General features: G+C 40.6%; 11 protein-coding genes. 5 read left to right on the top strand and 6 right to left on the bottom strand.

The window, feature by feature from the left end; all coding sequences use genetic code 11:
- Nucleotides 1-86 precede the first annotated feature (86 nt).
- From lnt to BLT94_RS14895, 4 genes are all read left to right on the top strand, one after another.
- On the top strand, nt 87-1,652 hold the full coding sequence (lnt, locus tag BLT94_RS14880) for an apolipoprotein N-acyltransferase (protein WP_092235704.1): 1,566 nt from the start codon (nt 87-89) through the stop codon (nt 1,650-1,652).
- Nucleotides 1,653-1,664: 12 nt separating this feature from the next.
- Nucleotides 1,665-2,754, top strand: a protein-coding gene (gene prfB, locus BLT94_RS14885; RefSeq protein ID WP_217641246.1) for a peptide chain release factor 2 whose coding sequence is annotated in 2 segments (ribosomal slippage) — nt 1,665-1,721 and nt 1,723-2,754 — 1,089 coding nt in all. Because the reading frame shifts where the segments join, the coding sequence is not laid out codon by codon here.
- Nucleotides 2,755-2,757: 3 nt separating this feature from the next.
- Nucleotides 2,758-3,306 carry an HD domain-containing protein gene (locus BLT94_RS14890; protein WP_092235710.1) on the top strand — a complete coding sequence of 183 codons (549 nt, stop codon included), beginning with the start codon at nt 2,758-2,760 and terminating at the stop codon, nt 3,304-3,306.
- A gap of 82 nt (nt 3,307-3,388) precedes the next feature.
- A complete protein-coding gene (locus BLT94_RS14895) occupies nt 3,389-3,646 on the top strand; it encodes a hypothetical protein (RefSeq protein ID WP_092235713.1) in 258 nt (85 codons plus the stop codon).
- A 7-nt stretch (nt 3,647-3,653) separates the two neighbouring features.
- On the opposite strand, the gene murI is transcribed toward BLT94_RS14895, so the two are convergent.
- From murI to BLT94_RS14910, 3 genes are read right to left on the bottom strand one after another with little or no spacing between them, the layout of a single operon-like run.
- On the bottom strand, nt 3,654-4,445 hold the full coding sequence (murI, locus tag BLT94_RS14900) for a glutamate racemase (protein WP_092235716.1): 792 nt from the start codon (nt 4,443-4,445) through the stop codon (nt 3,654-3,656).
- 26 nt (nt 4,446-4,471) lie between these two features.
- Nucleotides 4,472-5,524: a GGDEF domain-containing protein gene (locus BLT94_RS14905; protein ID WP_092235719.1), complete on the bottom strand. Its 1,053-nt coding sequence runs from the start codon at nt 5,522-5,524 to the stop codon at nt 4,472-4,474.
- Nucleotides 5,525-5,543: 19 nt separating this feature from the next.
- On the bottom strand, nt 5,544-6,044 hold the full coding sequence (locus BLT94_RS14910; RefSeq protein ID WP_092235722.1) for a response regulator: 501 nt from the start codon (nt 6,042-6,044) through the stop codon (nt 5,544-5,546).
- Nucleotides 6,045-6,279: 235 nt separating this feature from the next.
- Between BLT94_RS14910 and BLT94_RS21805 the strand changes: the two genes are divergently transcribed.
- Nucleotides 6,280-6,450 carry an ankyrin gene (locus BLT94_RS21805; RefSeq protein WP_139169045.1) on the top strand — a complete coding sequence of 57 codons (171 nt, stop codon included), beginning with the start codon at nt 6,280-6,282 and terminating at the stop codon, nt 6,448-6,450.
- 76 nt (nt 6,451-6,526) lie between these two features.
- Here BLT94_RS21805 and BLT94_RS14915 read toward each other — a convergent pair whose 3' ends face one another.
- The 3 genes from BLT94_RS14915 to BLT94_RS14925 are packed head-to-tail and all read right to left on the bottom strand — an operon-like array spanning nt 6,527 to nt 14,181.
- Nucleotides 6,527-7,777, bottom strand: coding sequence for a type I glyceraldehyde-3-phosphate dehydrogenase (locus tag BLT94_RS14915; RefSeq protein ID WP_092235725.1), 1,251 nt, complete (start codon nt 7,775-7,777; stop codon nt 6,527-6,529).
- A 28-nt stretch (nt 7,778-7,805) separates the two neighbouring features.
- Complete coding sequence (locus BLT94_RS14920; RefSeq protein WP_092236173.1) at nt 7,806-11,981, bottom strand: PEP/pyruvate-binding domain-containing protein; 4,176 nt, start codon at nt 11,979-11,981, stop codon at nt 7,806-7,808.
- Nucleotides 11,982-12,027: 46 nt separating this feature from the next.
- Complete coding sequence (locus BLT94_RS14925) at nt 12,028-14,181, bottom strand: RelA/SpoT family protein (RefSeq protein ID WP_092235728.1); 2,154 nt, start codon at nt 14,179-14,181, stop codon at nt 12,028-12,030.
- Nucleotides 14,182-14,190 lie beyond the last annotated feature (9 nt).

The following is a 14,190-nucleotide window of genomic DNA, read 5'->3' on the forward strand; positions in this document are numbered from 1 at the left end:
AATCTGCTGTAATAAGAAATGAAAGAGGTATTATTCCAATAAGTTAGAAGTTCTTTCATACAAAAACATAAGATATTAGATCAAGAATGTTGCCTCAAAAAAAACATACTTTTTTACTTGCATACTTTCCTGCATTGGCAAGCGGCCTGTTATTAACGCTTTCTTTTCCCAAAACTAACCTTTCTTACCTTGCCTTTTTTGCCTTGATCCCATGGCTTGTGTCCATCAGGTCTATGACCAAAAAAGAGGCGTTTTACAGCGGATTTACACTTGGAGTTTTTCATTTTGCCACCCTTATTTACTGGATTATTCCCACTGTCCATGTATATGGCGGACTTCATCCGATTCTTGCCGTTTCCACTCTTGCCCTTTTATGTGTCTACCTTGCATTGTACCCGGCGGTTTATGCTTTTCTTTCAAAGAATATAGATCCGACATCCTTTTTTGCACCACTGCTGGCAGCATCCCTCTGGACAGGTCTTGAGTATGTCAGAACCTATGCATTTACAGGCTTTTCATGGGGAACTCTGGGGTACAGCCAGTATTCAAATCTTTTATTGATTCAAATTGCCGACTTTTCAGGGGTTTACGGGGTATCGTTTTTAATTTTTCTGGTGAACTGGCTTTTATCCTTGATCTGGATATGCGTCAAAAACAGACGACATAACCAACATGTCATCCCTGTTGTTTATACCGTTATTCTTTTTTCAGGCGTGCTTTTGTACGGCCACCATAGAATTGCGGACATAATGTCTCAAATTAAAACCGCAAACAAAATAACCATCACCCTGGTTCAAGGCAATATTAAACAAGATTTAAAATGGAATGATGCTTTTAAAATAAAAACAGTGGAAAAATATATCCGTCTTTCCGAGACAGCGGCAAAAAAAAGCCCCGACCTTGTGATATGGCCGGAAACAGCCCTGCCGTTTTATTATGGCTATGACAGGCTGTTGTCAAATAAAGTGGATCAATGCGTCCGGTCATCACAAACCAATTTTTTAATCGGAAGTCCGGCAGTCAAATCAGAAGAGAAAAAATTTAAATTCTACAATCGGGCTTACATGCTGAACCGGTTTTCCCTTATTACGGGAACCTATGACAAAAATCACCTGGTGCCTTTTGGTGAATATGTCCCCCTGGGAGAGTATCTGACGTTCTTAGGGAAAATAACGGCCCAGGCAGGCAACTTTTCCACGGGTGACAAATTATTTACACCTCTTGAATTTAATGATTCTAACCTGAAGCCAACACACAAAACAGGGGTTCTCATCTGCTTTGAAATTCTGTTTCCCTCCATTGCATCCAAATTTGTAAAAAACGGTGCAGATATCCTGACCACGATTACCAATGATGCATGGTTTGGGAACACATCAGCCGCACAGCAGCATTTTTCCATTGCCGTATTCAGGGCAGTAGAAAGCCGAAGAAGTGTTGCGCGGGCAGCAAATACCGGAATCTCAGGCTTTATTGACCCTACTGGTAAAATTCTTGAAACAACCGCCTTATTCACTGACCAGACGCTTACACGACAAGTCCCGGCCCTGAACAGGATCAGTTTCTATACCCGATACGGGGATATTTTCTCTATCACCTCAATAGTTGCAATCTGCCTTGCTTTTGTGTTAAAAGGGGTTAGAAAAAAAGTTTAGGGAGAAATTAAAATGAGTGCAGAATTAAAACAGACAATTCAATCCATCTACACCAAAGCCGAGAAACTCAAGGAGTATCTTTGACCTTTCTGTAAAAAAAAAGCGCCTTCGTGAACTTGAATATATTATTTCCAAAGAAGATTTCTGGAATGATACGGACAATGCAACCGTTCTTTTAAAAGAACGAACCTGCCTGGCAAATCTTCTGGAAACCTGGGAAAACATTTATAAAGACATTGAAGATGCCGATATCCTTCTGGAGCTTGCCCTTGAAGAGTCTGATAAAGACAGTGAACTTGAAGTGTCAGACCTTTTATCCGCACTTGAAAAAAAAATAAAAAAATTCTCCGTGGAGATCACCCTTGATGGCGAAGATGATGCAAGAGATGCTCTTGTTTCCATAAATGCAGGTGCCGGGGGAACAGACTCCCAGGATTGGGCTGAAATGCTGTTTCGCATGTACACCCGATGGATGGATAAAAAAGGATACAAATTTCAAATCATCGATTATCAGCCAGGGGATGAAGCCGGTATTAAAGGCGCAACGATTCGGGTTGCCGGGGAAAACTGTTACGGGTTTATGAAGGTTGAATCCGGAGTTCACCGCCTGGTCAGAATTTCACCCTATAATGCAAGCGGAAAACGCCATACCTCATTTGCATCCGTATTTGTCTACCCTGAAATAAAAGATGAAATTAAAATCGATATTGATGAGTCGGATCTCAGGATTGATGTATACAGGGCCAGCGGCGCAGGCGGGCAGCATGTAAACAAAACCAGCAGTGCGGTCAGGATCACCCATCTTCCCACCGGGGTGGTGGTTCAATGCCAGCAGGAATCTTCCCAGCACCGCAACAAGGAAATTGCCTTCAAGGTTTTAAAATCAAGGCTTTACCAACTTGAAAAGAAAAAGCAGGATAAAAAGATGCAAACCCTTCATGACGGCAAAGACGATATTGCCTGGGGGAGCCAGATAAGATCCTATGTTCTCCACCCCTACAGGATGGTGAAAGACCATCGAACTGATTTTGAAATGGGTGATGTGGACAGGGTTCTGAATGGCGATCTGGACCCGTTTATTGAAGGCGTTTTACTCTCATAAAAAATGGATCCGCTCACCATCATTGAAAAATTTTATAAGCTGAATACAAAACTTTACCAGGTTCTTGTTGAACACAGCAGGATCGTCACTGAAAAGAGCCTTGATATTGCCAAAAATCTGACTCATCTGAATCCGGATATTGAATTTATTAAAACCGCTGCCATGCTTCATGATATCGGTATCTTTATGACCAGGGCACAATCCATTGACTGTAGAGGCGATGCTCCCTATATTTGTCACGGATACCTTGGCCGAATACTTCTGGATGAGCTGGGCCTGCCGCCGGAATATGGCCTTGTGTGTGAACGGCATACCGGGGCTGGTATCACCAGAAAAAATATCATATCAAACAGCCTTCCATTGCCTCAAAGGGATATGATACCTTTGAGCATTGAAGAAAAAATAATCTGTGTTGCAGACAAATACCATTCTAAAAATCCAAAACTTGCAGACAAAAACACAACCACACATCAAATCATCAAAGAATTAGAAAAAATAGATCCGGAGCATGCAAAAAGATTTTCAATCTGGGCTGAAGAGTTCAACCTGTAATCAATAAAAAAATCTTTGACCTTTATGATAAAGGCAATATGATCATTATCATAAGCATATTCAATATACCGGGAAGACATCAATGATAATAACAACCGACAGTGGTAAATCCATAGATACGGCAGACCTTACCCCTGAAGAGCGTCATATCCTGCAAAAACTCTTTGCCTGGAAGGCCATTGCAGATTCTTTGACCCAATTTAGAATGATAAAGGACCGGGCAATGAGAATGGGGTGGAATAATTCCGGCCCTGTTCAGGAAAGCCATATTTTAAAAATTATCATTCAACACCTGGAAAAAGAACTGATCCAACGGTTGAAAAAAGAAAGGAAGGCATAAAAAACACTTAAACTTCTATAAATCCAAGCCCGTAAGGACTATTGATTGTGTCAAATAAAATTTTTTGGGCCATTGTTTTTTCTCCTGTTGTGTAGAACTGAAGTTGGGGATCATTGCAGGCAATTGAAATTAATTCGTATTGGATCAGTATTCTCTTGGTCTGTGAGGCAACGGCATCAGCAGGGTCAACAATGGTTACACTGTTTTCTGTAACCGTTTGAATCATCTCTTTTAAAAATGGATAATGGGTGCAGCCCAGCACAATGGTATCCACTCCTTTTTCCAGCATGGGCAAAAGATATTCCTTCAAAAGGCTGCGGGCTTTTTCACTGTTCTGGCTTCCGGTTTCAACAAGTTCCACTAGACCATGCCCCGGTTGAATAAACACCTCCAGGCCATGAGCATATTTATCAAAGGTTTGTTTAAAAAGCCTTCCGTTCAAAGTATTTTCCGTAGCAAGAATCCCTATTTTTTTACTCCTGGTCTGCAATGCTGCCGGTTTTAATGCAGGTTCCATTCCGATAAACGGAACCTTATATTCTGATCTGAGACAGTCTATGGCCACGGCAGTAACGGTGTTACAGGCTATAACAATCAATTTGCAATTGAGTTCCAGAAGAAATTCAATATTTTTCCGGGCCAAATTGAGAGCCTCATTTTCTGCTTTTGAACCATATGGACAATTGCCGCTGTCGGCAAAATAAGTAATGGACTCATAGGGAAGTCGTTCCCTGATTTGTTTTAACACACAAAGTCCCCCGACACCGGAATCAAAAATGCCTATGGGCTGTTTATTCATTACAATTTCCTGCTCCGATCCGTATATCAGCTTGTTTCATTTGCGATACTAACTTCAGTAACAGATTTATTTCTGCCGTTATTTTTTGCATGGTACAGGGCATCATCAGCTCTTTTAATAACAGCCTCAATGGATTCACCCTCCTGATATAATGAAATGCCTAAGGATATGGTTATCTGCCCTATTGATTTACCCGTATCTTTAATTTTCCAATTCATTTTGAGCAGACTCAACCTGATTTGTTCAGCCAGTGCATAAGCACCCTCAAGGGATGTCTGGGGAAGAACCAGAATGAACTCTTCGCCTCCAAACCGGGCAGCAATATCCTTGCCCTTTATATGGTCTTTTAGTAATTTACTGAGTATCTTCAAAACATTGTCACCAATAAGATGTCCGTATTGATCATTCACTCGTTTAAAATGATCAATATCCAGCATAATGACGGATAAAGTGTCATTGGCGTTTTCTATGTTTGCTATGGCTTGAACCATGGCACCATAAAAACCCCTCCGGTTTAAAAGACCGGTCAGCATATCGGTTTTGGCAGCCTGCCGTATTCCGTCCAATTCCTTACTCAGCATGTTAATTTCAGAAATCGTTGAATCAAGCCTGCTTTTAAGGTTTCTGCTGGATTCAACTATTGATTTTGTTTCCAAAACAATATGTTTCGAGATTTCAATGATGGCATCTAAAGAGCTTGCCTGGCCCAGCTCTATGGCATATGTATCCAGCATATTGCCTTGAAGGCCGATTTCGTCGCCCGATTGACTCAGGTGTTTGGTCATTTGCGCTAATATATTTTGAAATTCCCTGATTTTTTTTCCCGAAATCAGTATTTGATTATCGGTTATATGTTTTTTGAATAGTTTAGCAATGGTATCATTTGTAAGTAATTGATTTTTTTTAAAAATCAATTCAATATCATCAATCAAATCCTTGTTTCGCCCAAGAGCATATTCATACCATAATAAATAGGAAACAGGATTATACGGAAGTTTATATTTGGCAATATTTTTCAAGGCACTTCTCAAATAATTCCCTGATTCTTTAACAGATTCCGTATAGGTTTTGCTTATCATTTTTTACCTGCCCTGAGTGTTATGCTTTTCTATCAAGCTGTTGTCTTATAACCAAGCCAATTTCATCAAAGGTGAATGGTTTTTCAATAAATGGGGCGTGTGAACAAAGAACCTTGAATACATCATCATGAATAATATCTCCTGCTGCATACCCGGACATAAAAACAACAGGTATCTCCGATTGCATGTCCAATAGTTTCTTAACCATTTCAGGACCGTTGATTTCAGGCATAACAACATCGGCCAATACCAGATGAACTGGTTTGTCACAGGATTTAAAAATTTCAATGGCTTTCAGGGAAGAATCAGCATCAATAATATTATAGCCGCATTTTTCAAGCATTGCTCTAATTGTTTCCCTTGTTTGTTTGTTGTCATCCACAATAAGAATAGTTTCAGTTCCGCTGAAATTTTGTGATTCTTGATTTTTTGAAAGGGATGCTTTCAATTGAGTGTATTCTTTGCGAAGCGCGTTAAGTTCTGATATCAGATCTTTTTTTGTTTTTTCCTCATCTTCCATACATGAGTCTCCAAATTAAATTTCTACGCGAATCATCACTAAATTTTGGATAATTAATATCTGCCTACCATCTTCTTTTAAAAGAATCAAATTGATTTTTTCATTATTTAAATCGCAAGGCCAAACCATCCGGCCTTGCAAAAAATTTATAGCTTATTATTTTTAAAAAAGGATTTTATTTAAATAAATCTTTTGATTAAAACAAAAAAACAACGGATCAAATAAGGAAAAAATCATGGAAAAAGAAATTTGTCCCATATGCAATGGGAAACAAGTCATTGCAGGCACATGTGAATGCAATAGTGAATGGAGACATCTGGATGATGACAACTGCATAAATGACTGTATCTGTAACCCAGACACAGAGTGCCCGACCTGTTCCGGAACCGGTTATGTCACCAACTGATGCGATGTCTCCTTTATCGATATCACATACATGGCAGATTTGTCTGCCGTGACCCCTAATTTTACATTGTGATATTTTAATGCATGGATTCTGCAATGGAGACAATCCTGTCACCCAGCATATTGACATAGCTTGCCATTTCATTGTCATACCAGCCATAAATAACCGCCTGGGTCACCTGGATGCTGGCTACCTGGTCCTTGATTACATCCAATACGCTTTTGTCAATTCCCCTGACATTTTCAAGGTTAATCTTGATGACCCCGGTGCGGGTATGGGTTTCATGGCCTTCAATGACAGCTGCAGCCCTTGGCGTTCCTATAATATCAGAAGATACATTTTGCTGATCCGTATACATCAGGTATCCGTTTGTATTTGTTCTTACGGCATCTTCATAAATTGAATTAATCATTTCCCTTCGAATGGGCTTTTTGTTCAGCTCTTCTTGAAAGTTCATAACCAGGATAATCAAAGAGCCTGTGGCTGTGGGGATTCGTACTGACTCTGCAATAAAACCGATGGTTGCCATTTCCGGAATAACCAGCTGCAATGCCTTTGCAGCACCGGTTGTGGTCAAAATGATGTTATTCATGATAGAGCGATTTTTTCTTAAATCCTTGGCATTGGTTTTTGGCAGCCTGTCCAGCACCTGCTGAGATCCTGTGGCAGCATGAACGGTTGCCATGGAGGCGGACAGTATTCTTTCAATACCGAAATAATCCAGTAAAGGCTTGATCATATGTGAAAGACATGTGGTGGTGCAGGATGCATTGGAAATGATATTATGCCTTACCGGATCATAGTCTCCGTCATTGATCCCCATCACGGTTGTCACGGCATCGTCCGGCATGGCCACACCCTCTTTGAGTTTAAACGGAGCCGAAGCAATCACTTTTTGGGCACCGGCTTCAATATGACCCCGGATTGAACCTTTGGCGTCATTGGCCTCAAGGGAAGGATCTAAGAACTGACCGGTTGTATCAACTACAATCCCGGCATCATGCTCTGCCCATTGTATATCTTTGGGGTTTCTATGATCCCGCAATATTTTTACTTTTACACCATTTACAGTCAACGATGCATTGGCCTCATCCACATCAGTGATAACCGGTTCTGCCTGATATCCGTGAAGAAATGAATCCAGCCGCCCATAAGTTGAATCTCTTTCCATATAATGAATAATATCTTGAAAGGATTTACCCACATCACGGCCGATATTTATCACTATGTTATCAAAATATTTCCTGCCTGCGTGATGCCACAAAGAAAGCTTTCCTATTCTTCCCAGTCCGTTAATCCCAAGCGTTTTAGAACCTTTTATACTCATTATATTACCTCGTTTCACTAATGTTTATTTAATTAATTTCAATTGCACCCTTATACACAGAGCCTTTTTGACCGTTAATGCTGATATAGTCACCTGTGACCATTTTTACGCCGTTGAGCAGACACACTTTTTCCAGCTCGTTGCAAACAAGATTTTCACACCCGACAACGCAGGTTTTACCCAGGCTATATGTCACCACGGCGGCATGAGAAGTTAATCCGCCCCTGGCCGTCAAAATTCCGTCTGCTGCATCAATTTCCAGGATATCATCAGGAACCGTATCATTTCTCAATAAAATCAAACTGATACCCGGATGACTCTTTCTTAAACCATCAATTTCCTCCAGGGTAAAAACGATTTTGCCGCTCATGGCCCCGCCGCTGACACCGATCCCCTGACCCAGATATGCCTTGTCAAGAAACTCAGGTGTCACATCAAAATCCACAATCTTTTTTCTGTCCCTCAAAGACATGTCCCTTGCCTGTAGGATAAAAAGATCTTCCCTGTTCTCTCCTTCAAATGTGAATTCAATCTCCTGGGGATTCCATCCTTCATCATACACCAGGCGATGGACCACCTCTTTTAATTTTAAGTAAATATGGGGAAAACTTTTTTCAAGGCTGATTGTTGAATCGGGTTTTTCAAGCTCCCTTTGGATTTCCGAGATGGGCAGGGTTTTTACAAGACCCGATACAACATCCTCGCCCTGGTTTCCAATGGTAAAATCCCCCCAGAGACGTACCGTATCTCCCGGAAGTTTGGGGCTGTGGCTGAACACCACCCCTGATCCCGACTGCCTGGACAAATTTCCAAACACCATGGACTGAACCGTTACAGCAGTACCCCAGTCATCGGATATCCCCATTATCCTCCTGTAATCCTTTCCCCTTTTGGATTCCCAGGAGTAAAAAACCTTATTAATGGATAAAAACAACTGGTCAATGGGAGATTCAATCAAATCAATTCCTGAATCAAGTAATAATTGTTTATAGACAAGGGCAACCCCCTTCATCTGGTCGCCTGTGAACAATCGTTTAAATTCAGCCCCAAATTCTTTCTTTTTTGAATAAATGATATGGTCAAACTCATCCCTTTTGATTCCAAATGCCATGCCATATCCTTGAATAAATCTACGATAGCTGTCCCAGGCAAACCATGGGTTTTTACTGATCCCGGCAATGCTTGCAGCGATTTCCTCATTGAGTCCCACATTTAAAAATGAATCCAGCATTCCGGGCTGTGAAATGGAAGAACCGCTTCGAACCGATAACAACAGCGGATTTTTAGGATCACCAAATTTTTTTTGGGTCCTCTTTTCAAGATTGCCCACCATCTTTGCCACATATTTCTTGAAATTGATGTTGGCAGGCTTGTAATTGTTTATGATTTCACGGCATTTAAACACTTCTGTGGTAATGATAAAACCTTCGGGAACAGCAACGCCTATTTTTTTTAATTTAATAAGGTTCAATCCCTTGTTCCCTAAAAATATAATATTATTGCTGATGGGATCTGAACTGCCCACTTCAATGGCAGAATATTTAGGGTCATAATTTAACAGGCGGCTTAAATGGGTCTGGGAAAGTTTTTCAGATTGCTGAAACAAAGTATGAAGTATACGGTTTAAAAACACGTCCATCTGCTGAAGCCCAAGGGAGGTTGCAATACGGTCCCTGAAAAAAATATCCGCCACCCTCTGATCCAGTTTGGATTTTTGTTTTTCAGACCCTTCTTTGGGAAGATATTTCTCAAGAATCTGATCTTTTCCAAGTCTGGATTCTATCTGAAATAAATTATTAGAATGAATATTATTAAAATGATCATGGATGATATCGGCAACCGCCCTTGTGAAACCCTTAAAAATATCCAGGTACTGGGTAAAAGTGCAGGTTCTAATATCCATGGAAAATTTTAAAAAATCCATCTGGACATCCAGCTGGTTGGATATAATGCCGTCCAGCGACAATGCAGATCTGAACAGGTCCAGTATACTGTAAATGCGTTTAAACGTAGCCTTGGTGATGACTTGAAGATCAATACTGTTAACCAGCTCTTCAAACCACACGTTCAGGATGCTTTCAACCCTCAGGGTCAATCCCAGGGCATCAAATTTTGCCTCATTGTAACTGCCGTACATGGACGGAATATCAACGGCAAAATGGCGTTTATGATAAATGGCCTCATTGGCTTCATATATCCTGTCCGAAAGAATTATTTTTTTAAGCTCTTTCATGTAAGAAAGAAGTGACAAAATCTTGTGTTCCAGGTTTTTTTCTTCAAACACTGAAACAATCTTGGCTGTATCCGGCAGATTTTCAGACTTGAATGAAGACAGATATTTTTTCAATTCCAGGTTATCAATCATATATTTCTGGTTTAACAGACGGTAAAAACCAAATATCATTTTCACCCTGGATTTGTCAGGCTCTGTTACGCCCTCAACTTCATTAATCAACTTGTTGATGGCCTTTTGGGTATGCATCATATAGTCTTTTGGAAGGAATATATCCTTTGTCTTCAGGTTGTTGAGAATAATTCTCGGCCCGTCAACAAAAGGACCCGACACTTTGATATCCCGATAAATTGAAGGGGGAACATGAGGTTCCAGCTTTTTTTTATCTCCTGTTTTCCAAAAGAGAATCACTTCTTTGATAAACTCCACGATCCTGCTTGAACTCTCAACATGGCATTGTTTTCTCAAAAAATGAATCAACTGGTCCTTTCTCTGACAAGACTCATCAAGTTCAGTTGAAATATCCCGAAGCTGTCCCTCGGCTCCTATTTCATTGAAAAAAGCCGGCAATAAACGCGCCAACTGCTTTACCAGATTAAAAACCGGTTCAATGTCTGAATTTAAAAAATTTGTGATATCCCTTGGAAACAGATCCGTATCCTTGATAAAAACGCCGCCAATAGCCAAAGATATGATCAGCGCGGACAACAAGCGTCGTGACTTTTTGGGATGCTGCGAGATCAGGTCAAGAAACACCCTGATATTTTTCACATGCGCACAATTGCTCTTTATCTGCCAGTCATCTCCGGTCCCTTCAATCATGGGAAACTGAAACCCGTGATCCACGGCACGGTCAATAAAATGATTGATCAGATCAATTTTTGACGCTTTATAAACCGAGTCCCCGATTTTATGGATGCAGTCCAGAACAGTTTCAGGATACTTTCCCTTATGTTCTTTGAGCAGCAAAAATGTCTGGTTGACAATATTGATATCTTTTTTAAAATCCTTGTCACCGATCAGGTGGGTCAGTGTAGTGTTAATGTCGCGCAGCGCCTGAACGTGAATAGTGGAAAGTCCAGGAATATGAATAATATAAAAAAGAAAAGTTAATTTCAGATGAAAACCGCCGAGATCATCACCACTTTGGGTCATTATTTTTTGAGGCACGGCCCGGATCAGACTTACAAAATCCTGATAACTTACAAGACCTGTCAATTTTTGAGTTGCCCTGCGAGGATCTTGATCCAATTCTTGAATGATTACTTCAAGTTTTTTTTGCCACAGCCGTATTTTTTCATGTGACACTGATTTTAAAATAGACTGTAACCCTTGCTCCAGACGATTGACATTAATGCTCTGGCCAATCCAGCAAATCGGGTCTTCTTGTTTCAGCCAATAGTCAAATGAATACTCATAAAATTTTATCAAAAACAGATTAAGGGATTTAAAAATTGGTGCATCCCCCTTAAGATTGACCAACAGAGCTTTCGCTATTTTATCAGGCTGGTAATAAGATCTGACAAAAAAATAAAAATCCCGGCCTTCATAAGATTCAATCTTTTGCACAGCCTTTTCAATCACATGCAAAAAAAGGTCAAAGTCATGATCAGATTCTTTGACAATATGCTGCAAAAACAGCATTAGATTATCTGCCGCCCTTGTTTTCAGGCATAAAGGCGAATCTGATTCAAATGAATCCAGAAAAATATCAACAAAAAGATCCAATGCTTTGCCGCCATCCGGATGGGACTTGTACAAATAAAAATATTGAAGAGAAAAATGCCGGGCTTCGCTGACAATAAATTCCCAGTTTTTATAGGGATGTGACAGCTCTTTTAGAAAAACGTTCATCCGGTTCAAAATCCCGACATAGGATGAAACAATATCCAAAAAAACTTCATATTTTGAGTCAATTATAACATCAACTTTTGTATCGGATAAATTAACTTCAAGAGCCCTGGATTTCACAAGATTTCCTTTGCTTTGGTGATATATTTCAAATTTATCACCTTTATTAATCGTTTCTGATAACCCGTTTGACATCGGTTACCTTTTTGACTTTTTTAATGGCCGACATGATTTGACGAAGCTGATCCGTACTTTCAACCATCAGTGTGAAATAAAACAGGCTGATACCTGTTTCCAGGGTTTCAGTATTGGCATTTAGAATATTTGATTTATGTTTGCTGATAACCGAGGCAATATCTGCTAAAAGCCCTGACCTGTCATCTGTACGGATCTTGATACTGGCGGGATAGGATTCTTTGACCTCATCGCTCCACTGAACTTCGATCTGGCGCTCATTGCTCATTTTCATGATATTCAGGCACCCTTTGCGGTGGATAGTCACCCCCTGGCCCTGGGTGATATACCCAATGATAGGATCTCCAGGAAGCGGATTGCAGCATTTTGAAAACTTGACCAGAATATCATGGAGCCCTTTTACAATGATACCGGTACTGTCTTTTTTCTTTCGCTTTCCAGTCTGTTTTTGAAGAACACTCGCGTCTTTAACTTCTTGTTTTTCAACCTCAGGCGCAACTTTATTCAAAATCTGCAGCGGAGTTATTTTTCCAAATCCCACATGGGCAATCAGGTCATCAACTGTTTTAAAGCCATAGGCATCGGAAACCTGTTTGATTTCTCCTGATTTCATCAGGGCATTAAAATTTTGGTTTCTCTTTCTAAATATCTTTTCACACATCTCTCTTCCAAGAGAATAACTTCTCTCTTTTTCCCGGGCATTGATCCAGCCGCGTATTTTAGTTCTGGCCTTTACGGTTTTTACAAAATTAAGCCAGTCAGAACTTGGAGTATGGCCTTTGGTTGTGATAATTTCAATGGTATCACCCGTTTTTAACCGGTGGCTAAGCTGTACTATTTTCCCGTTGACCTTTGCTCCGGTGCATTCGGCACCCACTTCTGTATGTATGCGATAAGCAAAATCCACGGGCGTGGCTTTTTTGGGAAGAATCTTGATCTCACCTTGAGGTGTGAACACATATATTTCATCGGGATACAGATCAATCCTGACATTTTCTAAAAATTCATCCGGATCATTATAATTTTCCTGGTTTTCCACAAGATTTCTTATCCAGGCAAACAGCTCTCCTGTATTTTCATCAATCTTTGAGCCTTCTTTATAACTCCAGTGGGCCGCGATTCCTGATTCCGCAATATTATCCATATCCTGGGTTCTGATCTGGATTTCAACCCTTTCTCCTTTGGGTCCCACAACCGTGGTATGAATGGATTGATACATATTGGGTTTGGGATTTCCAATATAATCTTTTATTTTATAATAAATCGGCTTCCACATGGAATGGATGGCGCCCATGGCGGCATAACACTGGGGAACCGTGTCCAGGATAATCCTGAACGCTATGACATCATAGACCTCCTTAAAATCAAGGTTCTGGGATATCATTTTTTGATAAATACTGTAATTTTGCTTGTACCGACCTTTTATTTCGGCTTCCAGCTTCATCTCCTTCATTTTTTCATGAAGCTTTTCGTTTACGGTTATAATGTAATCTTCTTTTTCATGCCGGGCTTTGTTTACAAGGGCCTTGATACGTTCATATTCATGCCTTTTGGTATAATAAAACGCAATGTCTTCCAGTTCATATTTCATCCAGAATATCCCCAGGCGGGCGGCAATTGGGGCGTAAATATCAAGGGTTTCCTGGGCAATGGCAGCCTGTTTTTCAGGCTTGCGGTGATATTTCAAGGTACGCATATTATGAATCCGGTCCGCAAGCTTGATCAGAACCACCCGGATATCATCTGCCATGGCAAGGATCATTTTGCGTAAACTTTCTGCCTGCTGAGCTATTTTGGTTGAAAAAGGCAGGGCGGAAAGTTTTGTTACGCCGGAAACAATATGGGCAACACCCGGTCCGAACATATTTTCAATATCTTCTCTTGTTGCGGGGGTGTCTTCAATGACATCATGCAGAAGGGCTGCGGCAATGCTTTCAACATCCAGGCGCATGTCGGCTAAAATATTGGCCACCTCAAGAGGATGGGATAGATAGGGTTCCCCGGAAAGCCTTACCTGGCCGTCATGAACTCTTGCCGAGTAAACATAGGCCCGGTCTATGATGTCACAATCCCCTTCGGGATTATACTCATATATTTTATCCAGTATGTCGTTAATCCTGATCATTGATGCAAC

It is taken from the genome of Desulfobacula phenolica, from assembly GCF_900105645.1.
Taxonomy (GTDB): Bacteria; Desulfobacterota; Desulfobacteria; order Desulfobacterales; family Desulfobacteraceae; genus Desulfobacula; species Desulfobacula toluolica.

Excerpts from the sequence above, each read along its gene's own strand:
- lnt (WP_092235704.1), top strand. The coding sequence starts at position 87 with ATGTTGCCTCAAAAAAAACATACTTTTTTACTTGCATACTTTCCTGCA.
- BLT94_RS14890 (WP_092235710.1), top strand. The coding sequence starts at position 2,758 with ATGGATCCGCTCACCATCATTGAAAAATTTTATAAGCTGAATACAAAA.
- BLT94_RS14895 (WP_092235713.1), top strand. The coding sequence starts at position 3,389 with ATGATAATAACAACCGACAGTGGTAAATCCATAGATACGGCAGACCTT.
- murI (WP_092235716.1), bottom strand. The coding sequence starts at position 4,445 with ATGAATAAACAGCCCATAGGCATTTTTGATTCCGGTGTCGGGGGACTT.
- BLT94_RS14905 (WP_092235719.1), bottom strand. The coding sequence starts at position 5,524 with ATGATAAGCAAAACCTATACGGAATCTGTTAAAGAATCAGGGAATTAT.
- BLT94_RS14910 (WP_092235722.1), bottom strand. The coding sequence starts at position 6,044 with ATGGAAGATGAGGAAAAAACAAAAAAAGATCTGATATCAGAACTTAAC.
- BLT94_RS21805 (WP_139169045.1), top strand. The coding sequence starts at position 6,280 with ATGGAAAAAGAAATTTGTCCCATATGCAATGGGAAACAAGTCATTGCA.
- BLT94_RS14915 (WP_092235725.1), bottom strand. The coding sequence starts at position 7,777 with ATGAGTATAAAAGGTTCTAAAACGCTTGGGATTAACGGACTGGGAAGA.
- BLT94_RS14925 (WP_092235728.1), bottom strand. The coding sequence starts at position 14,181 with ATGATCAGGATTAACGACATACTGGATAAAATATATGAGTATAATCCC.